The sequence below is a fragment of the Cupriavidus gilardii genome (assembly GCF_017598945.1).
In the GTDB taxonomy this organism is placed as follows: domain Bacteria; phylum Pseudomonadota; class Gammaproteobacteria; order Burkholderiales; family Burkholderiaceae; genus Cupriavidus; species Cupriavidus gilardii_E.
Map to the genome: position 1 here is coordinate 237,292 of NZ_JAGFTW010000058.1, position 25,406 is coordinate 262,697.

Genomic DNA, 25,406 nt, shown 5'->3' on the forward strand with positions numbered 1-25,406 from the left:
GTGTCGAATTGTAACTGTGTCGGTCACCGAACCGGCGCGCCATCACCGTATCTTCGCCGCCCGATTCGCATTACTGCAACATATAGGTTTCATATTCCAGACGCTCGAGCCGGCGGTCCAGCAGCACCAGCGCGATCGCCACCACGATCAGCGCCGCGACCGCAAAGCCATAGCCGTACCACGCCGGGCCAAGCGTCAGCGTCAGTTGCGTCAGCCCCACGTTCAACAACGCGAAGGCCGCGCCGAGCAGCAACACTTCGCGGCGCCGGTCCAGATAGAAGTAGAGGCTCAATGCGGCCAGCAACACCAGATACAGGCCGGCGCCGACCACGTCGACATGCAGCAGCGGCAGGTACAGATCGGCCATGCCGAACAGCGCCAGCAACGGCCGGCCCAGCGCGAACAGCAGCAGCGCGGCGATCGCCAGCACCTTGACGATCTCGTACAGGCCGAGCCGAACGGCCCGCACCATCGCGTTGCGCGCCTCCTCGATCCGCTGCAGCGATCCGCCGCCGCGCACCGCTTCGGCAAAGGCATCGTAATGGGCGACGAAATCCCGTTCGATGCGCAGCAGGAACACCGCCATCGCCGGCACGATGGCCAGATAAGCCAGAAACACCGGGATGTCGTAGATCGTCGACGCACGCAGCGCACCGATGACGCGCGCGCCCGTGCCCGCGTGGTACCAGAACTGGAACTTGTCGGCCCAGATGCCGAGCGGATACAGCAGGCCGATCGCCATCAGGCCCGGATAGCGATGGCGCCGCGCCAACACCTCGAACGACAGCAAGCGCCGGCCGCGATAGTGGCGATGGATCTGCATCGTCGTGCCGGCCAGCAGCACCAGCTCGCCGATCACGAAACCGGCGAGCAGCCCTTCCAGCCCGAAGCCGCGCAGCGCCAGCGCCGCCAGGGCCGCTGCCGCATAGCCGGCCACGAAGGCGCAGGCGACCGTCCGGTATTGCCTCATGCCCGAGAGGAAAACCACCGCCATCCAGACATGGCACATCAGCACGAAGGCGGCCAGCATCCATGCGCGATACAGCGCCGATTGCTGCGGAAACGCCCACAGCGCGCAGGCGACGCCGAACAGGCCGGCCAGCACGGTCACGACCAGCCCCACGGCATGAAAGCCCGGCAGTACGCGTTCGTCGCGCCCTTCGGCGAGCCGGTCCGCGGCGAAGCGGACCAGTTGCAGCTGCAACGGTCCGGTCAAGATCAGGCTGACGGCGATCAGATAGGTCGCCGATACCTGGAACTGCATGGCGAGCGCGGGCGGCAATCCGGTCGGCAGCCTCAGCACGCCGATCAGCAGGATGCCGACGATCGCCAGCACCCAGGCGCCGCAGGCGAGCACGCTGGCAAAGCCATAGGCCTGCAGCGTGCGGCCGACGCGGTTGCGGTCGCGCATGCCGCGCAGGAAAAAGCTCAGGTCCACCATCATGGCGCTCCCGCAAAGGGGCAACGGCCGGCCGACAGCCGCTCGCGGGCCGGCTTTGCCGCGGTTGCCGGTGTCGCCAGCGTGGTCGGCACCGCCGGACGGCCGAGGCCGCCGCGTCCGCCTGCATCCGCGTGCGGTTTCGCGGCCAGATGCTGATACAGCTGCCGATAGCTGGCCACGGTCGCATGCTGTGTGTAATAGCGCTCGGCGCGCACGATGGCCGCGCGTTGCGCCGCGCGCCAACGCTCTTGATCGCCGAGCAGCGCGACCGCTTCGCGCGCCAATGCGCCGGGATCCGCGATGCGTACCACCGCGCCGGCCGTGCCGAGCGCCATGTCTTCATCGCCGACGCCGTCGATCAGTTCGCGGCAGGCGCCGACATCGGTCACCACGCACGGCACTCCCGCGGCGAACGCCTCGAGCACCGCCAGCGGCAACGCCTCGCTGATCGAACTCTGTACCAGCACGCCGACCTGCGGCAGCAGCGCGTCGAGGCGCCGAGGACCGAGGAAGCGCACGTTGCCGGCAAGCCCCAGGCTTTGCACCAGGCCGCGGCATTCGCGCGCGTATTCCGGATCCTCGTCCTCGGGTCCGGCGATCCAGCCCTGCGCATCGGGACACTGCCTGACCACGGTCAGCATCGCGCGGATGAAGGTCTTGACGTCCTTGCGCGGCACCACCTTGCCCACCAGGCACAGCACCTGCGGCACCGTATCGGGCCGCTGCGCGCGCAGCGGCGCCAGCGCGGGCAGGTCGATGCCGTTCGGGATCGTGCGCGTGCGGCTCGCCGGCGCGCCGTCCTGCACCTGCCGGCGGCGATTGCCCTCGTAGAGCGCGACGATCTCGTCGGCGGCCTCGTAGCAGACGCGGCCCAGCGATTCGAAGAAGCGCAGCCACAGGTCGCGGCAATAGCCCGGCTGCGAGACCTCGCGTGCGAAGGCATCGGCGCCGTCGCGATGCCCGTTGTCACGCTGCCGGCAGGACTGGAACAGATCGAGGCTGTGCTCCCGGGTCGGCGCCGCGTGCTGCGACAGCAGCAGCGGACGGTCATGCCGGTAGCGCAGCATCGCCCCCAGAAAGCCCGCATAGCCGGTCGATGCCGCGTGGTAGACGCGCGCCGGCATCAGCGTCGCCGCGATCCGGGCCAGCCGCCACAGCGGCCGGTGCATCGTGCGCACGGTCCAGAAGTAGTCGGAGAACGACGGATCGGTGCAGTAGCGGCGGTACTGCTCGACGATGGTGTCCCAGGCCGGCCGGCTATGCAGGAACGCGTGCTCCGACAGCCTGCCATCGTCGCCCAGCTCGTCCATCAGTTCGCGCATCAGTTCGCGCATCAGGGCGCCCGCCTGGGACTGCCCGCCGCGGCCGCGCTGACGCAGCAGGTCGTGCAGCCGGGCTGCCTCGACGAAGGCCTGTTCGTCGGCGCGATGCCGCGGCATCGTGTCGGCCGGCTCGTCGTCGTGCAGGAAATGCGTCTCCAGATGCAGCACGTTGTCCGGCAGCGCGCCCGCCATCTCGCCGCAGTCCTCGCGCCGATTGCCGAGCAGCACGATCGCGAAGGTGGTTTGCGGGAAGGCCCGGATCATGCGCTCGGCCCAGCCGGGCACACCGCCGCTCGCGCCGGCATTGGCGAATGGATGGCGCCCTTCGAGCAGCAGCGCGATATCGACCGCTGCACCGGCAGCAAGCTTCGAGGCGGCGTGGCCGGTATGGACTGGCGACATGGCGGTGGCGAAGGCCGGGTTCGGCGTGGTCGTGCTCATGATGTCCAGTAGCGCAGCAAGGGCTGAAGCTGCGGCAGCGCCGGCAGCGACGCGGCCTGGCGCAGGCTGCGCATCGCCGCGCCGACCGCCGCGAAATCGCCCTCCAGATAGGCGGCCTCGGCCAGCAGCGGCAAGGCGCGCTCGCGCGGAAAGCCCAGCGCGGTGGCGCGCTGCAGGGCGGCACGGGCGGCGGCGGGATCGCGGCGCGCCAGCGCGAGCCGGCCGCGCAGCTGCCACAGGCCGGCCACGGGACTGGCCACGCCGGAACCGTCGGCGGCGCGCAGGTACAACGTCGTCGCGCCCGGCGCTTGCGACAGCGCCTGCAGCGCGGCCTCGGCATGGCGGTCGGCCTGCTCGAGCGTGTGGCTGCGCACGTCGCCCTGTGCAAGGTTCTGGTAGACCAGCTTCCAGTGCAGCTGCGCCAGCCGTTCGTGCACGGCGGCCCGGCTGGCCGGATCGCCATCGTCGCCCAGTGCGTGCAGGCAGTCCTGCGCCTGCAGGATCTGCCGCGTCAGCCGCTGCTCGGCGGCATCGAGCATGCCGTAGGCCAGCAGCCGGACGTCGTCGATGTTGTCATCCAGCAGCGCGCGCAGCAGCGGACTGGTCGTGCGTGCGGGCATCCCCTGCAGCGCGCCCAGCGCGGACAGGCGGCGCGTGTCCGATGCGGCGGCATTGGCGAGCTCGGCGCGCAGCCGACCGGCGGCCCGGTCCGGACTTCCCGGAAGGGCAGAACCGTGGCGACCCTCGTTCCGGTCGGCGCCATGCGACACCCGCGCCCCTGGGCCGGAGACGAACTCGGGCAGCGGCACGAAAGCCAGCCCGCAGGAAGCGCGCGCCTTCGGCCGCAGCGCCGCGAGCGCGATGCCGAGCAGCACGACCAGCAGGCCGCCCAGCGGCACGAACGCGCCGGCGACAAACAGATACGCCGAGGCCAGCCGGAACGGCGTGCGGATGGATTGCGCCAGCAGGCGCCGCAGCGGCATCGCGAGCATCGCCGCCGCTGCGGCCTGCATGCCCAGATACGCGAGCAGCGCGCCGGTGCCGCCGTCGCCGTGCAGCAGCGCCGCCAGCGCCGCCAGTTGCGCCGCGCCGCCCGCCAGGGCCAGCACGCTGTCAAGCATCGTGGCCGCTCCCCGACGGGTGGCGCGCCTGCCCGCCTTCGCAGCGCTGCAGCAGCCGCCGCAGCGGTTCGGGATCGCCATCTGCAGGCACCGGCAGCGTATGGATGGCGATCTGCCCCTGTTCGAAGTCGACGCCGAACTGCGCCTGCAGCATCTGTTCGATCCGCAGCAGATAGCCGGAAGCGGCCTCGCCATCGGCCAGCGGCATCAGCGTCATCAGCACGCGCTGCGCGCCGCCGTCGCGGGCCCAGGCCAGATCCAGCGCGCGGCCGCTGCGCACCGCCTGTTCGAACCAGTCGGCGCTGTGCTCGTCGGCGCTGAAGGCAAGCGCGACGACGGTGCTGGCGATGCCCGCCTCGCGCCGCAGGCGCGCGAGCCGCGCATAGTCGAGCGCGAATTCGTGCGGACAATCGGGCAACGCGCGTTCGATCGCGCGCGCCGCCGCGGCATGCTCGACACCGTCGGCGTAGTAGCCGAGCAGCACCAGCAGCAGTTCGAGATTGTCGTGATGCAGCGCCAGAAAGGGCATGCGCTCGACGACCAGCACGCCGATCAGACGGTCGGGGCCGGACAATACCGGCGCCACCGCCAGATAGCGGCTGCGCACGCCATCGCCGCCATGGCCGCCGTCGATGCGGCGATGCACCAGCTGCCGGCTCTGCAGACAGCGCCGCACCAGCGGATCGGCGGCATCGAGCTTGCAGCCGGGCCCGACGGTCGCCGCGGCTTCGGGCAGCACGCGCTCGCCGTCGCACGGATAGAGCGCGGCCGCCTCGAGCTGACACGCCTGCGCGGCCAGCTGCATCATTGGCGCCGCCGCGGCCAGGCGCGCCGGCAAGCGCTCGCGGCGGTTCGCCCGCCCCGCCGGCGACTCGGCACCGGCCGGCTCTGCGGTGGCCGCGCGCAGCTGGGCCAACGTATCGCGCAGCGTGGTCGGCCTTGCCAGCAGATCGCTTTCGAGGCGCGCGTGCGAGATCCGCAGCAGATAGTGGCTTCGGGTCAGCGCAGCCAGCCGTTCGTCGAGATAGCGGTTGATCGAACGCGCGCGCGCCTGCCGGCTCGCGCAGACGTCGCCGAACTGTCCGGCCACCAGCACCAGCAGCGCCCCGCCGACGAAGAACGAGCGCGGAAACGCCCCCGGCTGGGCACCGATCTGATGGAACAGGAACCACCCGCCGAGCAGCATCAGCGCCGAGCCGATACCGGCCAGCGTGCCATGGCGCAGCGCCAGCACCAGCGGCAGCAGCCAGGCCCACGGAAAGCCCAGGTCCAGCAGCAAGGGGTTGGTGGGCATCGCCGCATAGCCGAGCGCCATCGCCGCGGTCATGAGGACCGTCAGTTCCAGCATCGCGCTGCGGGCACTGGCCACGCCCCTGGCGGGCGCCAGCCATGCCGCGCGGACATCGTCCGCCAGGCGCGCCGCGGCGATCCCGCCCGCGGCCGCACGTCGGTCGCCCATTGCGGTTGCACTCATTCGCTTCTCCAGAAACAGCTCGGCGCGGCTGTCGGCTCTCAGAAACGGCCGCATCAACCGCGCACCCGCTGCGGGCGCTGGCCCTCGTCGCGGGACTCGCGGGACTCGCGCCACTCGGAACGTACCGGTGCGACCGGATGGCGATGACCGGCGAAGGCGGCATGCGAGGGCTGCGGGCACGCCAGGGCGTGATAAAAGGCGAGCTCCAGATCGTCGGCGCCCAGCGCCCTCGCCTGCGCAGCGAAGGCAATCAGGTCCGACGGCGGCGCCGGCATCCGCGCGGCCTGCCGCAGCAGCGCGCGCAGTTCGGACCGATAGCGCTCGCGCGCCGGCATGTCCGGCGCGGCGGCGTTGGCCCGCTGGCGCGCAATATCGAGCCGAGCCCGCAGCATCGGCAGCGCGGCCTCATCGGTAACCGCGGGCTCCATGCGGGCGAGCAGCGCATCCGCTTCGTCCAGCCGGGCCTCCCCCGCATACCGCTCGGCCAGCTCCGCCACCAGCCCGGCGTCGAGCGGCGAGATGCGCAGCCAGGCTTTCAGATAGTCCAGCGTCCGCCCGTCCATCGTGCGGCCCGCATGCAGCGCCTTGCCAAGCAGGCGGTCGCGCAGCGGCTCGCGCGGGAACATCAGCGCGAGGCAGAGCGCGACCGCGCCGGCGAAACCGGCGGCGCACGCCGGAGACAGCAGGCGTTCGCGCGCGGGCGCGGCGCCGTTGGCGCCGTCTGCACGACCGGCACGATCGGTACGCACAGCCGGCAGCCCGCGGCCAGGCAGCGTCGCCGCTACGCCTGCCCTCGACCTCAGCGGCGTCGTGCGCGCCGCGTCTTGCTTCCCCATGATTTCCCCGTTCTTTGCCTCGACGACGCGGCGTCGTCGTTCCCCCGGGCCCGGATATCAATTTGTAACTACGAGCCGAATCCTAGCGAACGGTACAAAAAGGGAATGTCAACAATTGTCAAACGTGGCATGCCGCACACGCGCGGTTCGATGCAATCAGTAGAATCGCCATCAACAAAAAAGCCACAAGCCGTGCCTCGATGCGCGGCCCTCGCTGCGGGACCGCGATTGCATCTGGGATCAGGCTGCGCCAACCGGCGCGCCGGCAACACAGAGCCAGACCACGGACCGCATCTTCGGGAATGTCGACGGCGTCATCCGGGTCAAGCTCTCTGACAAGAATTCGCGCTGCGCCGGCCATTGGCCGGGCACGCATTGCCTTACACCACTGGCGCCGCGGCCGGACCGCGCGCCAACAGGGAGACCATTGAATGTCGCCGGATTTGCCAACTGCCTATCTGACCTTGCTGGTGCTGTTCGCCAGCACGTTAGGCATCTCGATCGGCCTGCGCTACGGCGCCGCGCAAGCGGGCCACCGTGCGCGCTGGACCGACGCCCATGCCTTCGCCTCGCTCGGCGGCATGGCGCTGGCGCTCGGCGCGATTGCGCCGGCGCCGCTGTGGGCGGTGCTCGCGCAAGCGTTGTGCCTCGCGGCGCAGCTGATGCTGGTGCGCGGCCTGGCCGCCAGCGGCATGGCGATGGCCCCGCATCATCTGCGCGCGATGGTCGCCGGCGGCATCGCCTCGGTGGCGCTGCTCGGGCTGATCGCCACGGTGCAGGATGCCGTGATGGCCGAGCGCGCGATCCGCACGCTCGGCCATGCGATCACCGCGCTGGTGGTCTGGCAGGCGCTGCGCCTGCTCAATCGCGAACGCCGCTCGCACACCATCGGCCACGCGCTGGTGTGGGTCGCCTGCTGCGCGCAACTGGCGGCGCAGGGCCTGTGCCTGGCGCTGGCGCTGGCCGCCGGCGGGGCCGGTGCGTGGAGCCCGCTGCGGCCCGACGAGCCCGGCATGCTGGCCCAGGCGCCGCTGCTGCTGATGCTGATCGCGGTGCTGTCCGGCGTGGTCGGTTTCACGCTGCTGAGCGCGGAGCGCCAGCTGGCCGAACAGCGCGACCGCGCCCGCCTGGATTCGCTGACCGGGCTGTTCCATCGCGGCGCGCTGGACGACGCCGCGATGACGCTGGCCGGGGACGCCGCCCGCAGCGGCAAGCCGCTGTCCTGCCTGGTGATCGACGTCGACCGCTTCAAGCAGGTCAACGACCGCGCCGGCCATCAGGCGGGCGACCAGGTGCTGGTGCGGATCGCCGAGACGCTGCGCCGCGCCTGCCGCGCCAGCGACGTGGCCGCGCGCTTCGGCGGCGAGGAATTCTGCCTGCTGTGCCCGAACACCGGCGAAGAGGAAGCGGTGCTGCTGGCCGAACGCATTCGCGCTCGCATCGGTGCCATCGCGCTGCCGGAGGAAGTCGGCGGGCATGCCAGCGTTAGCATCGGCATCGCGCTGGCCGAGGACGACGCCAGCGATGCGCGCCGCAGCTGGGAGCGGCTGTTCGCCGAAGCCGACCGCGCGCTCTATCGCGCCAAGCGCGAAGGCCGCAACCGCGTGATCCGCGCCGCTACCGGCACCGGCACGGCGGCCAGCGCCGCCAACGTGTCCGCATCGACCCCTTCCAAGGCCGCCAACGAAGCCGCCGAACCGGCGGCGTGGCGCGTGGCCTGCGGCGTGTCGGTCGGCGGCTGACCAACTCCAGATTCAGCCCTAGCGCGTCCCGCCCTGCGCGTAGAAGCTGGCCAGTGCGCGGGCATCGGCCTCGCCCAGCCGCTGCGCGATGCCGCGCATCGCGCCATCGTCGTCGTTGTGGCGGCTGCCGGTGCGGAAGGCCTCGAGCTGCTTGACCAGATAATCGGCCGGCTGCCCGGTCAGGCGCGGCAACAGAAAACCCTGCCCCTCGCCCCCGACGCCATGGCAATTGGCGCAAGCGGGCAGGGCCCGGCCGTTGTCGCCTGCCGCGTGCAGCGTCAGCGCCGCCGATTGCCCGCCTTCCGACAGCGTCAGCGACGGTGCGGGCTGGCTGGCGTAATAGCGCGCCACCGCGGCGATCTCGTCGTCCTTGAGGGCCTTGGCGATCGGTGCCATCACCGGATCGACGCGGCGCCCTTCGCGATAGTCGAACAGCTGCTTGGCCAGATATTCGGCGGGCATGCCCACCAGCGACGGGAAGGCGCCAGCGGGCACCGCAGCACCGGCGGCGCCCGGCGATCCGCCGGTGGCATGGCACGACACGCAGGCCATCGCCCCCGCCCCATTGCCGCTGGCGGCGATCGTCGCGCCGCGCTTGTCCGCTTCCTTGCCGGCGTCGTTGCCGGTGTCCTTGCCGGCCGCACGCAACGCCTGCGACCACGCCGGTTCCTTCGGCAGGAAATCCGTCGAGCGCCGCGCCGCCGCCTCGCTGGCCGGAGCCCCGGAGCCGGCCGGCGCCGACGCCGCGGCGGGCGGCGAGGCCTGGCCCGCTGCGCCGACCGACGACGATGCCTGGCGCGGCTGCGGCTTTGGCGCAAACAGATCGGGCCAGACCTGGAACAGCAGCGCATACAGCGGAAAGGCCCCGATGCCGATCACCAGGCCGCCCACCAGCCAGGTCGCGCGGCGACGCCCGGCTTCCCCTTCGTCCGGTGTGTTCATGCCATCAGCTTCCCAGGCGCCTTGACATAGTCGCGCTTGACCGCGTCGACGATCCAGTAGGCGGTGGCGCCGACCGTGCCGGTCGGGTTGTAGTTCGAGTTCTGCGGAAACAGGCAGGCGCCGGTGACGAACACATTGGGCACGTCCCAGCATTGGCCGAAGCGGTTGACCACGCTGTTGGCGGGATCGCTGCCCATCGCCGCGCCGCCGTTCAGGTGGGTGGACTGATAGCTTGTGGCGGTGAACGGCCGTTTGCGCGGCCCGGGCTCGGTGGCGACCACCCCGCGCATGGCCTTGCCGATCTGGTCGCCCTTGCCGGTCAGGAACGCCGACAGCTTGATGTCGTTGTCCGGCAGATCGTAGGTGATGCGCAGCAGCGGCTGGCCCCAGGCATCGCGATAGGTCGGATCGAGCGACAGATAGCTGCCGCGCGTCGGCATCGCCGAACCGGTGATGGTGATCGACGCCGAATGGTTGTAGTAGCGGCGTACCGCCTTCTTCCATTCGCTGCCCCAGGTGGGGGTGCCGACCGGCGTCGGGCGGTAACCGATCGGCGCGCCGCTGACCACCTGGATCTGGATATAGCCGCCGCCGACGAAACCGAGCGGCCCGTGATCGAAGTTGTCGGCGCTGAAATCGTCGATCGTCACGGCCGCCGCGCCCGCGCCCATGAACGGATTGATGTGGGTCTTCTCGTCGAAGAACAGATTGACGCCCGAGGTGGTCTGGTGCGTGTAGTTGCGCCCCACCACGCCCTGGCCGGTGGCGGGATCGTACGGCTTGCCGATGCCCGACAGCAGCAGCAGGCGCACGTTGTGCACGCTGAACGCGCACAGGAACACCATGTCCGCGGGCTGGAAGAACTGCTGTCCGCTCGCATCGACATAGGTGACGCCGCGCGCCAGCTTGCGGTCCTTGTCGAGCTCGACGCGCAGCACCTGAGCACCGGTGCGCAGCGCAAACGTATCGAGCTTCATCGCGGCCGGCAGGATACAGACCTGCGGCGAGGCCTTGGCGAAATGCTCGCAGCCGAAGTTCGAGCAGAAGCCGCAGTAGACGCAGGCGCTCATCGATAGCCCTTCGGTATTGGTATAGGGCCGCGTCGACAGCGCCGACGGCTGGATGTACGGGTGATAGCCGAGTTTGGCGGCGGCCTCGCCGAACAGCGCCGACGCGTGCGCGACCTTCATCGGCGGATTCGGATACGGCCGCGAGCGCCACGGCTCGAACGGATTGCCGCCCGGCTGCACCTTGCCCCTCAGATTGCCGGCATAGCCCGAGGCGCCGATCAGATAGTCGAAGCGGTCGTAGTACGGCTCGAGCTCGTCGTAGGTCAGCGGCCAGTCCTGCGCGGTCAGGTCCGCCGCGAAGATGCCCTTGCCGTAGCGGCGCTCGTAGTGGCTGCGCAGCTTGAAGTCGGTCGGATCGAAGCGATAGTAGGCGCCGGACCAGTGGTTGCCCGAGCCGCCCAGATGCGTGCCGGGATAGGCGAACTGCCAGCGCCGCATCGGCAAGGCGGTCTGGCTGGTGTTGTTGCGGAAGGTGAAGGTCTCGGTCGCGGTGTTCTGATGCAGTGCGTGCCGGCGCGTATAGCGCAGTTCGTCATGGACAGCGGGCGCCTGAAAATCGGGCGAGGGCCAGCGCGGCTCGCCGCGTTCGAGCATCACCACGCGATGTCCCGCCGCGGCCAGCTCCTTGCCGATGACCGAACCGGTCCAGCCGCCGCCGACGATCACCGCGTCGACACGATCGAGGGTCTTGCTCATGGCCGCGCTCCCTTGGAGGCCGGTGCGGCCTTGGCCGGTGACGTGCCGTGCGAGGCGTCATGGGGCGCGGCCCCGGATGGGCCGCGGTTCGTGCCGGGCATGGCGCCATGCCCGGAAGCGCGCGCCATCGCGATCGACATCGGTGGGCGCACATAGGCAACGCCGTGGCGCTCGATATCGTTGGAGTAGCTGGCATAGACACCGGGGAAGCCGACCAGCTTCCAGCCCGCCATATTGCGATTGCCGCCGTGGATCGGATCGCCGAAGAAGCCCTCCATGGTGCCGTCAAGCAGCATCTGGAAAAAGACCTTGCCCGGCAGCGCGGCCAGCTCGATCTCGCCCTTCTCCAGCCCCGTCAGCAATGCATCCTGTTCGCGCGGCTGCAATTGCGCAAACGATTTGCCGCCATGCCGCTTGGCGCTGACCTCGTCCACCGCCGCCAAACCCGCGCGAAACGCCTGCGCCGGGGTCAGCGCGAGCTGGTAGCCCTGTTCGGGTGTGCCGGCCTGAAACGGTCCGTGCCGATAGAAATGGTCGCCGCTGCCCCAGGCGCCGGCCAGTTGCCGATCGAGGAAATCCGTCACGCCCGCCTCGCGTGCCCCCGGCCCCAGTTCGTCGTTCGGAATCAACCGCGCCACGATGGCATCCACGGTAATTCTTTCGCGTGCATTGAAAAAATGGGACACGCCGCCTGCACTGGCGGCGGAAGCGCCGGCCGGGCGCGGCTCGGCCGCCAGCGCACTGTCGCGGACCAGTCCCGTTGCGGCGGCTCCGGCCGGCAATCCGGCCCCGAGGGCTCTCAGAAGCGTGCGCCGCATGGGCGTGAAGGGTTTGGTCATCGCTGCGCTCCTCGAAAAACCGCAGCGAATGCAAGAAGCGTGGCAAGGCCACGTCGGGATCACGCGGTACGGTCCCTGGCGTGCCCTGGTACGGCCGTTGCCTTCCTCCGATGGGGGACGACTATAGGAGCCATACCATGACGAAGCGAAACTGGATTTCTGTTGCAACCTTGAGCGTCGCCATGCTGGGCGGCCTGGTGGCCGGCTGTAACCGCGGCGGCGACGATGCCGCCGGCACCGACACCGCGGCCAGCGCGCCGATGGGCCCGGTCCCGAGCGACACCACCGGCAGCGCGGGGACCGGCACGGGCACCGGTACCAGCGGCACCACCGGCACGACGGGCACGCCAGGCTCGAGCGACACCACCACCGGCACGACCGGATCGGGCACCACCGGGGCCACCGGCACTACCGGCACCGGCACCGCCGGCTCGACGGGTTCGGGCGGCACGGGCACCGGCGCAGCGGCAGGCTCGGGCGGCAGCACCGGCACCACCGGCAGCGGCGCCAGCGCCCCGCAATAAGCCCACTCGCTGGCGGATACGCCGGCAACCCTTCCCCCACTCTCCTCGGCCCCTCTCCTGCTCGCAGGAGGGGGGCGTTCGCTTGTGCCTCCCGCCTGCGCGCGATGGGGTCCGATCCGATCGCCTCAAGCCGTCGATGACGCCACCGCGGCCTCGTGGTCGGTCGACACCGACAGCGCCTTCCATTGCTCGAGTTCGGCGCGTGCGGCGGCCAGCTTGTCGCCGATATAGCGCAGCGCGTCGGTGCCCGCGGCAAACCGCAACGGGGCCTGCGGCACGGCGGCGAGTTCGACGATGGCCCGCGCCAGCTTGTCCGGGTCGCCCGGCTGCTGGTGACTGTAGTCGTCGTAGCCCCCGCGCAGCGCCGCCGAGGCCGGGGCATAGTCGGGGATCGCCTCGGCCCCGTAGCGCACCGACGAGCCATCGAGGAAATCGGTGCGGAAGAATCCCGGCTGCACGATGGTGACCTGGATGCCGAAGCGCGCGACCTCCAGCGCCAGCGATTCGGAAAAGCCCTCCACCGCGAACTTGGCCGCGCAGTAGATCGACGCGCCGTCGAAGCCGACCATGCCGCCGATCGACGACAGATTGAAGATGCGGCCGGCGCGCTGACGCCGCATCACCGGCAGCACCGCGCGGGTCACGTGCAGGGTGCCGTGGACATTGGTGTCGAACTGCCGCACCACATCGCCGGCACTGTTTTCCTCGAACATGCCGAGCTGGCCGTAGCCGGCGTTATTGACCAGCACGTCGATGCGGCCAAAGGTCGCCACGGCCCGATCGACCGCGTCGCGCGCCTGCGCGGGGTCGGTGACATCGAGGCGCAATGCGAGCAGACGCTCGCCGTGCCCCTGCAATGCCTGCTCGATGCGCTGCGGATCGCGTCCGGTCGCGACGACGTTGTCGCCGGCGCTCAGTGCCGCCTTCGCGATGCATGCGCCGATGCCGCGCGCCGCGCCGGTGATGAACCAGGTCTTGCTCATGCTGAACTCCTGAAGTGTGGATCGATGGACTCGCCTGCCTTGCCGGGGCGCCGCACCGACGCAGCAACCACGCACGACGTAACGACAGCAACGGCACGGCAACGACATGCGGCCATGGTAGGGAGCGCGGACCGCGGTCCGTTAGAACAAAGCTCGGCGGGGCTTGCCTGTTTCTCCAGAATCGCCACGCAGCGAGCGATCCGCCGCCGGGTATCGTTCCAGCGTGACCTTGGCGCGCTACACTGGCGCGCTACACTGGCGCGCTACACTGGCGCGCAGATTCGGTCAGACACTTTCCCGCGTCCAATGCCCGCCACCATGCAGAGCCTGCCCAGTCCCGTTGATCTGATGCCCGCGCCGCCGGAAGCCACGGATGTCGAACGCATCCGGCGCCAGCGCGAAGACCGCATGGCCGCGCTGATCGGCCGCCTCGCCCCGGCCGAGGGATACACGCTGTCCGCGCTCGACGAGGTCAAGTTCCTGCGCGCCAACGGCCCGCTGCCGCGCACGCCGGTGCTCTACGACCCTTGCATCATCGTGATGTGCAAGGGCCACAAGCGGGGCTTCTTCGCCGGGCGCGAGTTCGTCTACGACGCCCAGCATTTCCTGGTGCTGTCGCTGCCGATTCCGTTCGAGTCGCAGACCGAGGCGTCGCCGGACGACCCGATGCTGGCGATCTCGATCCGCGTGGATCTGGGCGTGCTGGCCGAGCTGGCGCTGTCGGTGCCGTCGCCGACGGGGGCGGTGTCCGACGAGATATCGGGCATCCAGTCGACCCCGCTCGACGACCGGCTCGGCGATGCCGTGGTGCGGCTGCTGGAGGCCCTGACCTCCGAGATGGAGACCGCGGTGCTGGCGCCGGCCATCCTGCGCGAGATCTATTTCCGCGTGCTGTGCGGCCCGCAGGGCGCGGCCTTGCGCGCATCGCTGGCCTACCAGAGCAACTTCGGCCGCATCGGCAAGGCACTGCGAATGATCCACGCCAGCTACGACCAGCCGCTGTCGGTGGACACGCTGGCCGGCACCGCCGCGATGAGCGCGGCGGCCTTTCACGCGGCGTTCAAATCGGTCACCGGCACCTCGCCGCTGCAGTACATCAAGGCCACGCGGCTGCACAAGGCGCGCATGCTGATGATCCAGCAGGGGATGAATGCCTCGGTGGCCGCGAGCCAGGTCGGCTACGAAAGCCCGTCGCAGTTCAGCCGCGAATTCAAGCGGTTCTTCGGCCGCAGCCCCATCGACGAAGTTCGCGTGATGAAGGAAGCGATGGCCTTGCGCACACGGGTGGACTGGGCGCGGGCGGCCTGAGCCTTGCCCGTAGTTCCGCGGCGCCGCCGCTTCCATAGGATCAGGCAAGCGCGCCAGAGTATCCGGCATGGGCTTGCGCAGCGTGTCTTCGTACAGTGACGGCAAGCGATGGCAACGACCGTCGCGAACCTTCCTCTATCACTGTACGGAGATCGAATCATGGATGCACAGCAAAGCCAGCGCGACCTGGAAGGCCGGGTCGCGATCGTGACCGGCGCCGCCGGCGGGGTCGGACGCGCCACCGTGGAACTGCTTCACCGCCGCGGCGCACGCGTGGTGGCCGAGGACATCAAGGACACGGTCGCCGAACTGGAGATCGACGGCGAGATCGTCGCCATCACCGGCGACGTCTCGCAGGAAGCCACCGCACGCGCGGCCGTGGACGCGGCGATGGCGCGCTTCGGCCGGCTCGACATTCTGGTCAACAACGCGGCCCGCATCATCAATCGCACGGTGGCCGACATGACGGTCGACGAATGGGACCAGATCCTCGCGATCAACGCGCGCGGCATGTTCGTGCACGCCCGCGAAGCGCTGCGCGCGATGGTGCCCGCCAGGCGCGGCGCCATCGTCAACGTCGGCTCCTACGCCTGCGTGGTCGCGCTGCCGACCATCGCCGCCTATGCGGCCTCCAAGGGCGCGGTGGCGCAGCTGACGCGCGTGCTGGCGGCGGAAAACGGCCAGCATGGCATTCGCGTCAATGCGGTCGGCCCGGGCGACATCGTGACCGGCATTCTGGACGACCAGATGCCGAACGGCCGCGAGTTCCTGGCCGAGCACGGCAAGAGCAACCTGCTCGGCCGCGCCGCCCAGCCCGAAGAAATCGCCGAGGTGATCGCCTTCCTGGCGTCGGACAAGGCGAGCTTCGTCACCGGCGCGCTGGTGATGGCCGATGGGGGGCATACGGCGGTTTGAGGCGCTCGCTCATCGGCGTCGGGTGGCACGGCCGGTCAAACCTGTGATCGCTCGTGCCGCCGCATCAGGGACTGGACCAGCGGGTGGTCCTGGAAATGCTCCAGCAACCTCGCCTTCTGCGGCTCCGTCAGCAGCGAATCCCGGATCATGGCCGGCCAGCGCTCCACTGCGGCTGCAACGGTATGACGGATCGCCGCCGCAGCGGGCTTCTCGGGGATACCGAGCTCCGCGCAGAAGCGCCGCAGAACGCTCGGGCCAATGCCTGGCTTGGCCGCCTTGCCTTGCCGCGCATCGCTGACCGACATGCGCGGTTTCTCGTTCAATGCGGGAGGCAGGATGTGCAGCGCGTGGCCGGTACGGCGGTTGTACGCGGAGTAACCGACGATGTCATAGGCAGGCGGCAATTCGGGGGTGCGTCCGTCCGGGTAATAGACCCCAATGTTCTTCAGGTGCATGTCCGGGTTGCCGAGCATCTCGTTGACGACGATGCGCCGAAGCAGTTCATGCACGGCAGCCTCGCCGAGCGACGGGAATTCCATCATCACGCCGGCGACATCGAGATAGCTTGCACCGAGGTACTTCTGCTCGGGCATGACTTCGAGAATCTGCGCAAAGTCTTCGCAATGAATGCGCCCCTGCGGGGTGCGGTCATAGCGGATCACGGCAAGGAAGTTGGTACGGCCATCGGCATCGCCGAGATCGTAACCGTGCTCGACCGCCAGTTCTTCCAACGGCGCCAGATGCGCTTCGGTAACGTTGACCCCGGCTGCGCCGGCAAGACGCAGCGACAGCTCTTCCAGTTCGGGCAATAGCGGCTGCCCGACCACCGGCAGCTTGGCGATGATGTGGGTGTCCTGCATCTTGGTGCGTCCCACATATCGACCGCCCTGCAGGATCACGCCGACCTTGGGTTGGACGCCGGACAGCGATACGCCGTCGTCCATCGGGTCCGCAGTCACCGACATCTCGACCGAATCGGCGTCCTGGGTGACATAGTGCGCCAGCTCGTCGCGCGTCAGCTCGAGCGGCCTCGCATTGACGTTGCCTGGCAGGTCCTTGCCACAGGCGGCCAACATTTCGAAGTGGTCCTTGGGGTCGCAGCCGCGTTGGGCAGCAACGTGATCCCGGAACACGCCTTCGGGCAGCATGTTTTGGAAGAACGCCGGAAGCAGCCAGCCATTGGCAGAGCTGAAGCGTCCGTTGAACAACGTCGAGCCGACATCCGCCCACAGCGCTCGCTGCGCTTCGCGATTGCGGGCCAGCATCGACAGGGATATCACCGGCGCATCGCGCATAGCGGCAAAGGCGTCGTCTGCCACGAAGCGATTGACTACCTGGGAATCGCCGAGTGCGTACTGGAACAGGACTCCAGCCCGGACCTTGCCGATGAAGATGCCAACTGCTTTGACGTTCATGAATTGCTTGCCTAGGACTTGTCAGCCTCCGTCTTGCGCGCCGCAAGACGCTCCCGGGCCGCCTGCACGCGAGTCTTGACTGCTGGCGCGGTTGGCGTAAAGGAGCCCTCTTGCGCCAGACCGGCCGCCGCTCCCTTGGGAACGATGGCCAGTTCATAGCCCAGGCGATCCAGAACCGCCAGCAGCGTGGTGACTTTATAGTCACCCTCCCCACTAAGCATCGAGTTGACGGTTTTGCGAGCCAGGCCGGTCTGGGCACCGAGGTCGCTCTGCGTCAGCGAAAGCGCCTTCATGCGGTTGCGTAGCAGTGCGGCGATGTCAGGCAATGATCGCATGATACTAAAGTAGTATTTTCCGAAAAAATGATACTTTGTTACTCACTGCATGTCAAAAAAATGAGTAGCAAAGTAGTCAAACACAGATTTAGACTACTTTACTACTCAGATGGGCAGCCGGCGGCACCAGGCAGAACAGCCGGCGGAATGTCGTGTGGGCAGCGCTGCGGTCAACCGCCAATATGCGGCCGATCCGACTGCGTCCGATCACCCTGTTCGTCCGGCGGCGATACCTGCTCGTTCATGATCTCGTTTGGCGTGACGCCGGGCTTCCTGCCCTGCTGGCCAGCCTGTTGACCACCCTGCTGACTTCCAGGCTGACCCTGCTGCGCCTGCGTGCCGCTTTCCGCGCGCTGGCTCTCCGACGGCAGCGTGTCGGCCTCGCCGGCCGGATTCTGGCCGCGCTCCTGTTCCAGCGGGCCCTTGTCCGGCGTCAGCGACTTGACGGTCTGCGGGGCGACGGGGTTGGCCGTGTCTGTAGATTTGGATTGCATGCGCATCTCCGTTTGCAATGGTTCGCGGCGAGGCGGCCGAAGGCGGCCCCGGGAAGTCGATCACCGTGAACCATCGTCGATCACGCAAGACACATACCCGCTTGGGTTGCCTCCCTTCAGTCGACCGTCACCCCATTGGCCCGGATGATCTCGCCCCACACCTTGATGTCGTCGCGGATCGTTGCCGCGAACGCCTCGCTGGTCTTGGCCGGGGGATTGGCCATGTTCATCAGCGCAAACCGCTCGCGGATCTGCGGATCGCCCAGCATGCCGTTGATCTCCGCATTGAGCCGCTTGACGATCGGTGCCGGCGTGCCGGCGGGCGCAAACAGCCCATACCAGCTGTTGGTGTCGAAGGGATAGCCCTGCTCGCGCATGGTCGGCACCTCGGGCGATACCGCGCCGCGGCGGCTGCCGCTGATCGCCAGCGCGCGAATCTTGCCCGAGCGGATCAGTGGCAGCGACGACGAGGTATCGACGAAGGCGACCTTGATCATGCCGCCCTGCAGATCGTTCAACACTTGCCCTACCGCCTTGTACGGGACATGGCGCATGCGCAGGCCGGCCTGCATCTTCAGCGCCTCCATGGTCAGATGTCCGCCCGAGCCGATGCCCCAGGAGCCGTAGTCGTAGGTATCGGGTCTGGCCTTCACCGCGGCGACGAACTCGCGCAGGTTGCGCGCGGGGAAGTCCGGCGTGACCACCAGGAAGTTGCCGCCCTCGCCGACCTGCGCCACCGGCGCCAGATCGCGCAGCGCGTCGTAGGGCAGCTTGGGCTGCAGCGTATGGTTGATGACGATCGACGCCGCGTAGGTGAACAGCAGCGTATAGCCGTCGGGCGCGGCCTTGGCCACGGCGTCGACGCCGATGATGCCGGTTGCGCCGGGTTTGTTGTCCACCACCACGCTCTGTCCCAGCCGCTTGCCCAGCCGTTCGGCAATCACCCGCGCGAACAGGTCGGTGCCGCTGCCGGCCGAGGAGGCCACTACCAGCCGGATCGGCCGCGACGGCCATGTATCGCTGGCCCATGCCGGTCCCGCGGCGAGCGGTGCGGCGACCAGAGCCATCCACGCCAGCAGCGTCCGCCGTTGCTTGCTTGGTGGTGCGTTCGTGTCCGTGAACATCGTGTCGATCGACATCGTCGAGTCCCTCCTTATCGTTGGCCGAACGGGTGGCGCTCACCGCGTTCGATGCTGTCGGCGCAGGCCAGATAGAGGCTGCGCGATACATAGCTGGCGACCTCGCGCGACCGCTGGCGCAGCCAGCCGGCCTTCAATTCGCGCGCCCGCCGCAGCGTCGGCGCATCGCCCGGCGCGCCGGCCAGCACGTCGATCACGTGCAGCGCGAGCTGGACCTCGCCCTTGTCGGCGAGCGCCTGCGCATGGCGGATCAGCGCATCGTGATCGCAGACCGCCTCGGCGATCTGCGCGGCGGCTTGCTCCGGCGGCGCCGGATGCAGCGAGGTCGCGTTGCGGTCCCACCAGCCGTTCTCCGCGCGATAGATGTCGCGGGCGATATAGCTCGGATCGCCGTAGCTCGGCCGCATCCATGGCTTGCCGAACAGCGCCTCCGGATAGCGCAGTGCGGCCAGCATCTCGCGCTCGTCCATGCCTCGGTTGATCAGCCGGATCACCTCGTCGTGCAGCCAGTGCAGCGCGCTCGCGGTATGGCGCAGCACCTCGACCGCCTGCGCGCCGCACAGATCGGCGCCGAACTCGCGCACCACGCGCTCGGGCTCGAGCGCGGCCAGGTTCTCCAGCGTCCGCGCCCAGCGCGGCGCATCGCGCAGCGTGCGCAGCGGCGTGCCGATGTTCGGGATCGAATCGATCACGGCGGGGCCGCCGTACAGGATGCGGGACGCGGGCAACCACACGGCCACCGCATCGTCGGTCTCCGACGGCGCCCACAGCAGCTCGGCCCGGCCCGGGCCGCAGCCTACCGTCAGTCCCTGCGCGAAGGTCTCGGTGGGCGCGTGCTGACTCAGCTTGCCCGCCAGGCGGCCGCGCGGCTGGCGGAACTGCACCTCGGCCAGCGCCTCCTGCAGCGGCATGGTGGCGCGGTAGCGGGCCTGGCGCGGCAGCACATTGGCGTGGGCGATCACGCGCGGCGCGGGGTCGCCGCGCTCGGCGCAATGCGCCAGCCACAGCGGCAGGCCGCTGTTGTAGCCGAGATGGCCGTGGCTGAAGACGATGGCCGCCAGCGGCAACGGGGTGACGCTGCGCAGCGCGTCGATCATGCCGCGCGTGATGGCGCCACCGGGGCCGGCATCGACCAGCAGCAGCGCGTCGCCCCGCTCTGTGGCGATCTGCGCGACGAACGACTGGCCCTGGCCGTGCAGCTTCCAGACGCCGGGCGCGACGGTCTCGACCCCATCGCCGGTGGCCAGCGCCGCGGGGCGCGCTTCGAAATCCTGCATGAAAACGACTCCTGTGACGGAACGAAGGACGAGCGCTGCCCCGCTCCGCCGGGGAGCGTCATCGCGGCAACGCCAGGGATGGGAGTGGCGCGTTAGCGCCGGCCGATACGGGAACTGACGGGCGCGCTCAGGCTGGCCGCACAGCAGTCGATCAGTTGATCCAGCGGCGGCTTGCCGCCGCGCCGGCCCTGATCGCGATACCAGTGCGCCAGCGAATAGACCACGGTGTCGTTGAACCAGGTCAGCCGCAGGTTCATGACCTCGCGCGGCACCTCGGGGCACAGCGCGAACACCAGCTTGCGCACGCGCACCAGCGCCGACACCGCGTCGCGTTCGACCAACCCCTTCTTCAGCAGGTTCGGGCTGAAGGTGGTCTGCGCCAGCACCTGCAGATAGTGGCGGCCCCAATCGGTATCGCGGACCGCATCGGCCAGCGGCAGGATGGTCGCCTCGACCACCGCATGCAGATCGGTGTCGCGGCCCTCGGCCACCAACCGGTCCAGATAGCGATGACGGATCACGTTGATCTGATGCAGCCGCCGGTTCAGCAGATGGCTGACCAGCGCCTCGCGCGAGCCGAAGTGGTAGTGCAGCGCCGAGCGGTTGCGCTGGCCGCTTTCGAGCACGATCTGCCGCAGCGGCACCTGCTCGACGCCATGTTCGGCGAACAGGCGTTCGGCGATCTCCAGCATCCTGGCCGCGGTGCCCGGCACGCCGCCTTCGTCGTCGGCAGCCGGCGCGACGGCCTTGCGCCGCCCCGCCGTTTCGGTGTCCTCGCCGATCACCGAGCGAATCTGTTTGAGCTTCATGCCTGCCATCCGCAATGCCCCCCGCCCAACGCAAGGGTCGGTGTCAGCATAGTCGCGTCGCGCCGTTCTAATACTAGGGATTAACCCGGAAATTTCCGTCCGCTTGCGGAGGTGACAACGTCCTCCGGGTAATCCCCAGATTTTCGAATCGCGATGCGGCGCTATGGTGTTTCGGACCCGCCTAATACCGAGTATTAAAGCGAAGCGGGCGACAAAAAAACACCGCAGATGCGGAGGAGACACGGCATGAAGCGATGGTGGATCACGGCGGCGGCCGCCGGCCTGATGGCGCAGGGCGCGCATGCGCAATCGTCGGTGACCTTGTATGGCGTGGTCACCGCCAGCCTGCAGTACGTCAACCATGCGCAAAACGTCAGCGGCGGCGTGCTGGCGCCGGGCAGCGGCTCGCGCACCATGCTCAATTCGTCGGGCATCGCGCAGTCGCGCTTCGGCCTGCGCGGCACCGAAGAGCTTGGCGGCGGCATGCAGGCGCTGTTCGTGCTGGAGAACCAGTTCAACACCGACGACGGACGGATGGGCCAGAACGCGATCTTCGGCCGGCAGGCCTTCGTCGGCCTGAAGAACGAGCTCGGCCGCATCACCTTCGGCCGGCAGTACACCTCGTCGTTTCTGGCGCTGGGCAGCTTCACGCCGGTGGCCTACGCGCCGGAGTTCGAGCCCGTGGTCGGCATCGCCGGGCCGAATTTCCGCGAGAACAACATGGTGCAGTACCACGGCAAGTTCGGGCCCTTGTCGGTGCACACGCACTGGTCGTTCGGCGAGCGCACCGGCAGCCTGGCGGCCGGCTCGGCCTACGGCATCGGCGTGTCGTACTACACCAATGGCTTCGGCGTCGCGGCAGCCTACGACGAGGTCAAGACGCTGAACGCCGCGCAGGCGTCCGGCGTCTCGTCCTCGGGCGACTATGGCCGCGACATGCGCGCCTTCCTGGCCGGCAGCTACGAGGTCGGCGCGTTCAAGTTCGTCGCCGGCTACCGCTGGGGCAATTCGGTCGCGCCCGGAGAGGGAACCCCGACGCTGCTGCCGCACCGCGACGACTTGTTCTGGGCCGGCGTCCACTGGCAGACCACGCCCGCGCTGCGGCTGAGCCTGGCCTACTACTACGACGACATCCAGCGCGCCGATATCGGCGGCGCCAGCGTCAACCCGGCCAATCCGCAGCAATACCTGGCGCTGGCCGACTATCGCCTGACCAAGCGCACCGATCTGTTTGCCGGCGTGATGTACGCGCGCAATGCCTCGCTGAACTGGGACAACATCGGCTATCTGCCCAACGGCCAATCGGTCGGCTACGCGCCGGCGACCTCGCAGGTCTACTACAAGCGCCCCGACGCCAAGGGACAGCTCGGCGTCTCGCTGGGCATCCGCACCATTTTCTAGGAGCCACGATGCAAGCCACGCCACGTATGGAAAGCACCGACGTCACGATCGATCCCGCCCTCGCGGCCCGCCTGCGCGACGCCTTCGTCTATACCTTCCCGGTGCACGATCTCGCCCAGGTGCGCTGGCAGATCACGCAGAACCCGCAGAACCGCAACCGCGTGCCGGTCAATGGGCTGCTGCATTACCGCAGGCTGCTCGACCATCGGGCCCGCACCGTGACGCAGCCCAACAACGACACGCTGTACTCGCTCTCGTACCTGGCCCTGCACGGCGGACCGATGCGGCTGCGGCTGCCGGACATGGGCGAGCGCTACTGCAGCGTCGCGCTGCTCGACATCTTCACCAACAACTTCGCCTGCCTCGGCAGCCGCACCACCGGCACCCGGGCGGCCGAGTTCCTGCTGGCCGGGCCCGGCTGGACCGGCGAAACGCCGGCCGGCACGCAGCTGATTCGCTGTCCGGGCAACGACGTCTGGCTGCTGGGGCGGCTGCTGGTTGACGGCGAACACGACCTGCCCGCGGTGCATGCGCTACAGGACGCCATCCGGCTCGAGCCGCTGGAACGGCGAGACGCCGGCGACGGCGATCTGCTCGACACCGTGCCCGACGAGGCCGATCCGGCTCGCTATCTCGATCTGGTCAATGAAGTGCTGGGCCGCAATCCGGTCCCGGACGACGAGCGCGGGCTGGTGGCCGGATTTGCGCAAGTCGGCATCCGTCCCGGGCAGCGCCACGTCTACGCGGAACTGGCGATGCCGGTCCGGCAGGCCTGGCGTGCCATGCTGCCGGCGCTGCGCAAGGAGTTGGCGCGCACGCCGGGCTTCGGCAACGGCAAGGAGTCGGGGCCGTGGCAGTCGGGCCCGGACCATCTGGGCAATTTCGGCAAGGACTACACCTACCGCGCCCATGTGTCGCTGATCGGTCTGGGCGCACTGGAACGTGCCGAAGCGATCTACGCCACCTGCGTGACCGATGCCGACGGCGAACGGCTGGACGGTGCACGCGCCTACCGGCTGCATATCCCGCCGGCAATGCCGGTCGATGCGTTCTGGTCGCTATCGATGTACGAGTTCGCGCCGGACGGACGGCGCTTTTTCACCGACAACGCGATCGGCCGCTATACCATCGGCGATCGCACGCCGGGACTGCAGATCAACGCGGACGGCAGCATCGATCTGTGGCTGCAGCACGCGCGTCCGGAGCCGGCGCGCGAAGCCAACTGGCTGCCGGCGCCGGCCGGCCGCTTCTCGCTGACCTTGCGCTATTACCACCCGCAGCAGGCGCTGCTGTCGCGCCGCTTCGTGCAGCCGGCGCCGGAGCCGATCGCGTTCTAGCCGGCGTCCCGCGCCGCTTCTGTCTCGCCGGCGTGGCAATGGGCCACGGCCGGCGCGGCCAGCAGCGCCAGCTGGCGCAGCGTTTCGACCTCGTCGGCCTGCCACGCCGACCTCGGGCTGAGGTAGTTGAACGTGCCGATGCAGCGACCCCGCTCGCTGATCGGTACGTTGACCACTGCCCTCAGCCCGAGCGCGCGGATCGTCGGGATATCGTCGAACACCTGGGCCAGCGCCTCGTCGCCTTCCCCGATGAAGGCCTCGGCGCGCTCCAGCAGCTGCCGGGCCCACGGCGTATCTCCCTTGCGTTTGCTGCCGCCGACCGGATAGGAATCGGGATCGCTCGACCATTGGCGCACCACCTCGCGGCTGTCGGCGCGCCAGACGTTGATCGTCAGCAGGCCCGGCCCGAGCAGCGCCAGCGTGGCATCTCCGACCGCGTCGAACAGCGCGCCGGTATGGTCCGGGCGAGCCAGCCCGGCCTTCAGGCTGGCGACCTGCGCCGCCGTCAGGCGCGCCTGCAACGCCGTCAGGGCAGCCTCCTGCAGATTCGCTGCTTCGCTCATGCGCTTACTCCGCGCTGATCTTCAGATCGCGGATCAGCTTGCCGTAGCGATCGGCATCGCGGCGCAGCACCTGGCCGAACTGCTGCGGCGTCGACGTCGTCGTCTCCACGCCGATCGCATCCATCCTGGCCTTGACCTCGGGCATCGTCATCACCTTGTTGATCTCGGCATTGAGGCGCGACACCAGCGCGGGCGGCATGCCGGCCGGGCCGAACGCGCCATACCAGACCGCCAGCTCGTAGCCCGGCACGGTCTCGGCCACGGTCGGTACATTCGGCAGCAGCGGCGAGCGTTTGGCCTCGGTCACCGCCAGCAGCTTCAGCTTGTTGGCCTTGACGTGCGGCAGCGTCTGCGTGCCGGCCGAGAACAGCAGCTGGGTCTGGCCCGCGACCGTGTCGACCACCGCGGGCGCGCCGCCCTTGTACGGGACGTGCAGCATTTCCACGCCGGCCATCTTCTCGAACAGCACCGCGCTCAGATGGTTGGTCGAGCCCGGGCCTGCGCTCGCGTAGGCCAGCTTGCCGGGGTTGGCGCGCGCATAGGCGATCAGTTCCTTGACGTTGCTGGCCGGCACCGACGGGTGGACCACCATCGTGTTGGTGACGTAGGCCAGCAGGCCCAGCGGCGTGAAATCCTCGACACCGCGGAACGGCATGTTCGGCATCAGCGCCGGGTTCATCGCGTGCGTGCTCATCGAGCCGATCAGCAGCGTGTAGCCGTCGGGCCTGGCGCGCGCGACCATCGCCGAGCCGATGTTGCCCGACGCGCCCGGCTTGTTGTCGACGATGACCGGCTGCCCCAGCGAGCGGGTCAGATGTTCGGACAGCACCCGCGCCAGGATGTCGGTCGAACCGCCGGGCGCCCACGGCACCACCAGCGTGATGGGCTTGGCCGGATAGTCCTGCGCCGCCGCGGCGCCCGCGGCGCAACACAGTGCCAGCGCGGCCACGCCGCGCAGCCAGCTTCGAATCGTCGTCTTCAT

23 protein-coding genes are annotated in these 25,406 nt (G+C 69.1%); 6 read left to right on the top strand and 17 right to left on the bottom strand.

Annotation, left to right across the window (positions count from 1 at the left end):
- Positions 1-70: 70 nt before the first annotated feature.
- Genes pelG through J5T34_RS22040 form a run of 5 tightly spaced genes read right to left on the bottom strand, consistent with a single transcriptional unit; the run spans position 71 to position 6,635 of the window.
- Entirely contained in the window at positions 71-1,441 is a 1,371-nt protein-coding gene (gene pelG, locus J5T34_RS22020) for an exopolysaccharide Pel transporter PelG (RefSeq protein ID WP_208583209.1), read from the bottom strand.
- Positions 1,441-3,165, bottom strand: coding sequence for a GT4 family glycosyltransferase PelF (gene pelF, locus J5T34_RS22025; RefSeq protein ID WP_208583210.1), 1,725 nt, complete (start codon positions 3,163-3,165; stop codon positions 1,441-1,443). Before pelF ends, pelG begins: the two co-directional genes overlap by 1 nt.
- Before the next feature lie 35 nt (positions 3,166-3,200).
- Positions 3,201-4,325 carry a lipopolysaccharide N-acetylglucosaminyl transferase gene (locus tag J5T34_RS22030; RefSeq protein ID WP_208583008.1) on the bottom strand — a complete coding sequence of 375 codons (1,125 nt, stop codon included), beginning with the start codon at positions 4,323-4,325 and terminating at the stop codon, positions 3,201-3,203.
- Complete coding sequence (locus J5T34_RS22035) at positions 4,318-5,799, bottom strand: PelD GGDEF domain-containing protein (protein ID WP_244259146.1); 1,482 nt, start codon at positions 5,797-5,799, stop codon at positions 4,318-4,320. The genes J5T34_RS22030 and J5T34_RS22035 overlap by 8 nt, the downstream gene beginning before the upstream one ends.
- A 53-nt stretch (positions 5,800-5,852) precedes the next feature.
- A complete protein-coding gene (locus J5T34_RS22040) occupies positions 5,853-6,635 on the bottom strand; it encodes a hypothetical protein (RefSeq protein ID WP_208583009.1) in 783 nt (260 codons plus the stop codon).
- A gap of 431 nt (positions 6,636-7,066) precedes the next feature.
- Between J5T34_RS22040 and J5T34_RS22045 the strand changes: the two genes are divergently transcribed.
- Positions 7,067-8,377: a GGDEF domain-containing protein gene (locus J5T34_RS22045; RefSeq protein WP_208583010.1), complete on the top strand. Its 1,311-nt coding sequence runs from the start codon at positions 7,067-7,069 to the stop codon at positions 8,375-8,377.
- A gap of 18 nt (positions 8,378-8,395) precedes the next feature.
- Here J5T34_RS22045 and J5T34_RS22050 read toward each other — a convergent pair whose 3' ends face one another.
- The 3 genes from J5T34_RS22050 to J5T34_RS22060 are packed head-to-tail and all read right to left on the bottom strand — an operon-like array spanning position 8,396 to position 12,092.
- Entirely contained in the window at positions 8,396-9,319 is a 924-nt protein-coding gene (locus J5T34_RS22050; protein WP_208583011.1) for a c-type cytochrome, read from the bottom strand.
- A complete protein-coding gene (locus J5T34_RS22055) occupies positions 9,316-11,085 on the bottom strand; it encodes a GMC family oxidoreductase (RefSeq protein WP_208583012.1) in 1,770 nt (589 codons plus the stop codon). The genes J5T34_RS22050 and J5T34_RS22055 overlap by 4 nt, the downstream gene beginning before the upstream one ends.
- Entirely contained in the window at positions 11,082-12,092 is a 1,011-nt protein-coding gene (locus tag J5T34_RS22060) for a gluconate 2-dehydrogenase subunit 3 family protein (RefSeq protein ID WP_244259147.1), read from the bottom strand. The genes J5T34_RS22055 and J5T34_RS22060 overlap by 4 nt, the downstream gene beginning before the upstream one ends.
- Between J5T34_RS22060 and J5T34_RS22065 the strand changes: the two genes are divergently transcribed.
- On the top strand, positions 12,062-12,448 hold the full coding sequence (locus J5T34_RS22065; protein ID WP_208583013.1) for a hypothetical protein: 387 nt from the start codon (positions 12,062-12,064) through the stop codon (positions 12,446-12,448). The two genes, J5T34_RS22060 and J5T34_RS22065, sit on opposite strands and share 31 nt — an antisense overlap.
- A 125-nt stretch (positions 12,449-12,573) precedes the next feature.
- On the opposite strand, the gene J5T34_RS22070 is transcribed toward J5T34_RS22065, so the two are convergent.
- Positions 12,574-13,431 (bottom strand): oxidoreductase, encoded by an 858-nt coding sequence (locus tag J5T34_RS22070; protein WP_208583014.1) that lies wholly within the window; start codon positions 13,429-13,431, stop codon positions 12,574-12,576.
- A 348-nt stretch (positions 13,432-13,779) separates the two neighbouring features.
- Between J5T34_RS22070 and J5T34_RS22075 the strand changes: the two genes are divergently transcribed.
- Both J5T34_RS22075 and J5T34_RS22080 read left to right on the top strand, forming a co-directional pair.
- The gene (locus J5T34_RS22075; RefSeq protein WP_208583213.1) at positions 13,780-14,739 is read left to right on the top strand and encodes an AraC family transcriptional regulator; all 960 of its coding nucleotides are present in this window, start codon (positions 13,780-13,782) and stop codon (positions 14,737-14,739) included.
- A 159-nt stretch (positions 14,740-14,898) separates the two neighbouring features.
- Entirely contained in the window at positions 14,899-15,654 is a 756-nt protein-coding gene (locus tag J5T34_RS22080) for an SDR family NAD(P)-dependent oxidoreductase (protein ID WP_208583015.1), read from the top strand.
- 35 nt (positions 15,655-15,689) lie between these two features.
- On the opposite strand, the gene J5T34_RS22085 is transcribed toward J5T34_RS22080, so the two are convergent.
- From J5T34_RS22085 to J5T34_RS22110, 6 genes are all read right to left on the bottom strand, one after another.
- Positions 15,690-17,069, bottom strand: a complete 1,380-nt coding sequence (locus tag J5T34_RS22085) for a type II toxin-antitoxin system HipA family toxin (RefSeq protein WP_208583016.1) — start codon at positions 17,067-17,069, stop codon at positions 15,690-15,692.
- Positions 17,070-17,080: 11 nt separating this feature from the next.
- Positions 17,081-17,362 (bottom strand): helix-turn-helix domain-containing protein, encoded by a 282-nt coding sequence (locus J5T34_RS22090; RefSeq protein ID WP_208583017.1) that lies wholly within the window; start codon positions 17,360-17,362, stop codon positions 17,081-17,083.
- A 212-nt stretch (positions 17,363-17,574) separates the two neighbouring features.
- Positions 17,575-17,898 carry a hypothetical protein gene (locus J5T34_RS22095; RefSeq protein WP_208583018.1) on the bottom strand — a complete coding sequence of 108 codons (324 nt, stop codon included), beginning with the start codon at positions 17,896-17,898 and terminating at the stop codon, positions 17,575-17,577.
- A 116-nt stretch (positions 17,899-18,014) separates the two neighbouring features.
- Positions 18,015-19,037 (bottom strand): Bug family tripartite tricarboxylate transporter substrate binding protein, encoded by a 1,023-nt coding sequence (locus tag J5T34_RS22100; RefSeq protein ID WP_208583019.1) that lies wholly within the window; start codon positions 19,035-19,037, stop codon positions 18,015-18,017.
- A 14-nt stretch (positions 19,038-19,051) separates the two neighbouring features.
- Positions 19,052-20,314 (bottom strand): alkyl sulfatase dimerization domain-containing protein, encoded by a 1,263-nt coding sequence (locus tag J5T34_RS22105; protein ID WP_208583020.1) that lies wholly within the window; start codon positions 20,312-20,314, stop codon positions 19,052-19,054.
- A gap of 92 nt (positions 20,315-20,406) precedes the next feature.
- On the bottom strand, positions 20,407-21,123 hold the full coding sequence (locus J5T34_RS22110; protein ID WP_208583021.1) for a TetR/AcrR family transcriptional regulator: 717 nt from the start codon (positions 21,121-21,123) through the stop codon (positions 20,407-20,409).
- Between the two features lie 246 nt (positions 21,124-21,369).
- Here J5T34_RS22110 and J5T34_RS22115 point away from each other — a divergent pair, with 246 nt between their 5' ends.
- Positions 21,370-22,524, top strand: a complete 1,155-nt coding sequence (locus tag J5T34_RS22115; protein WP_208583022.1) for a porin — start codon at positions 21,370-21,372, stop codon at positions 22,522-22,524.
- An 8-nt stretch (positions 22,525-22,532) separates the two neighbouring features.
- On the top strand, positions 22,533-23,861 hold the full coding sequence (locus J5T34_RS22120) for a DUF1254 domain-containing protein (RefSeq protein ID WP_244259148.1): 1,329 nt from the start codon (positions 22,533-22,535) through the stop codon (positions 23,859-23,861).
- Here the strand turns inward: J5T34_RS22120 and J5T34_RS22125 are convergent.
- The gene (locus J5T34_RS22125) at positions 23,858-24,424 is read right to left on the bottom strand and encodes a GAF domain-containing protein (RefSeq protein ID WP_208583023.1); all 567 of its coding nucleotides are present in this window, start codon (positions 24,422-24,424) and stop codon (positions 23,858-23,860) included. The genes J5T34_RS22120 and J5T34_RS22125 overlap by 4 nt on opposite strands.
- A gap of 4 nt (positions 24,425-24,428) precedes the next feature.
- On the bottom strand, positions 24,429-25,406 hold the full coding sequence (locus J5T34_RS22130; protein WP_208583024.1) for a Bug family tripartite tricarboxylate transporter substrate binding protein: 978 nt from the start codon (positions 25,404-25,406) through the stop codon (positions 24,429-24,431).

Coding starts and splice junctions, on each gene's coding strand:
- pelG (WP_208583209.1), bottom strand. CDS start 1,441: ATGGTGGACCTGAGCTTTTTCCTGCGCGGCATGCGCGACCGCAACCGC.
- pelF (WP_208583210.1), bottom strand. CDS start 3,165: ATGTCGCCAGTCCATACCGGCCACGCCGCCTCGAAGCTTGCTGCCGGT.
- J5T34_RS22030 (WP_208583008.1), bottom strand. CDS start 4,325: ATGCTTGACAGCGTGCTGGCCCTGGCGGGCGGCGCGGCGCAACTGGCG.
- J5T34_RS22035 (WP_244259146.1), bottom strand. CDS start 5,799: ATGAGTGCAACCGCAATGGGCGACCGACGTGCGGCCGCGGGCGGGATC.
- J5T34_RS22040 (WP_208583009.1), bottom strand. CDS start 6,635: ATGGGGAAGCAAGACGCGGCGCGCACGACGCCGCTGAGGTCGAGGGCA.
- J5T34_RS22045 (WP_208583010.1), top strand. CDS start 7,067: ATGTCGCCGGATTTGCCAACTGCCTATCTGACCTTGCTGGTGCTGTTC.
- J5T34_RS22050 (WP_208583011.1), bottom strand. CDS start 9,319: ATGAACACACCGGACGAAGGGGAAGCCGGGCGTCGCCGCGCGACCTGG.
- J5T34_RS22055 (WP_208583012.1), bottom strand. CDS start 11,085: ATGAGCAAGACCCTCGATCGTGTCGACGCGGTGATCGTCGGCGGCGGC.
- J5T34_RS22065 (WP_208583013.1), top strand. CDS start 12,062: ATGACGAAGCGAAACTGGATTTCTGTTGCAACCTTGAGCGTCGCCATG.
- J5T34_RS22070 (WP_208583014.1), bottom strand. CDS start 13,431: ATGAGCAAGACCTGGTTCATCACCGGCGCGGCGCGCGGCATCGGCGCA.
- J5T34_RS22075 (WP_208583213.1), top strand. CDS start 13,780: ATGCCCGCGCCGCCGGAAGCCACGGATGTCGAACGCATCCGGCGCCAG.
- J5T34_RS22080 (WP_208583015.1), top strand. CDS start 14,899: ATGGATGCACAGCAAAGCCAGCGCGACCTGGAAGGCCGGGTCGCGATC.
- J5T34_RS22085 (WP_208583016.1), bottom strand. CDS start 17,069: ATGAACGTCAAAGCAGTTGGCATCTTCATCGGCAAGGTCCGGGCTGGA.
- J5T34_RS22090 (WP_208583017.1), bottom strand. CDS start 17,362: ATGAAGGCGCTTTCGCTGACGCAGAGCGACCTCGGTGCCCAGACCGGC.
- J5T34_RS22095 (WP_208583018.1), bottom strand. CDS start 17,898: ATGCAATCCAAATCTACAGACACGGCCAACCCCGTCGCCCCGCAGACC.
- J5T34_RS22100 (WP_208583019.1), bottom strand. CDS start 19,037: ATGTCGATCGACACGATGTTCACGGACACGAACGCACCACCAAGCAAG.
- J5T34_RS22105 (WP_208583020.1), bottom strand. CDS start 20,314: ATGCAGGATTTCGAAGCGCGCCCCGCGGCGCTGGCCACCGGCGATGGG.
- J5T34_RS22110 (WP_208583021.1), bottom strand. CDS start 21,123: ATGAAGCTCAAACAGATTCGCTCGGTGATCGGCGAGGACACCGAAACG.
- J5T34_RS22115 (WP_208583022.1), top strand. CDS start 21,370: ATGAAGCGATGGTGGATCACGGCGGCGGCCGCCGGCCTGATGGCGCAG.
- J5T34_RS22120 (WP_244259148.1), top strand. CDS start 22,533: ATGCAAGCCACGCCACGTATGGAAAGCACCGACGTCACGATCGATCCC.
- J5T34_RS22125 (WP_208583023.1), bottom strand. CDS start 24,424: ATGAGCGAAGCAGCGAATCTGCAGGAGGCTGCCCTGACGGCGTTGCAG.
- J5T34_RS22130 (WP_208583024.1), bottom strand. CDS start 25,406: ATGAAGACGACGATTCGAAGCTGGCTGCGCGGCGTGGCCGCGCTGGCA.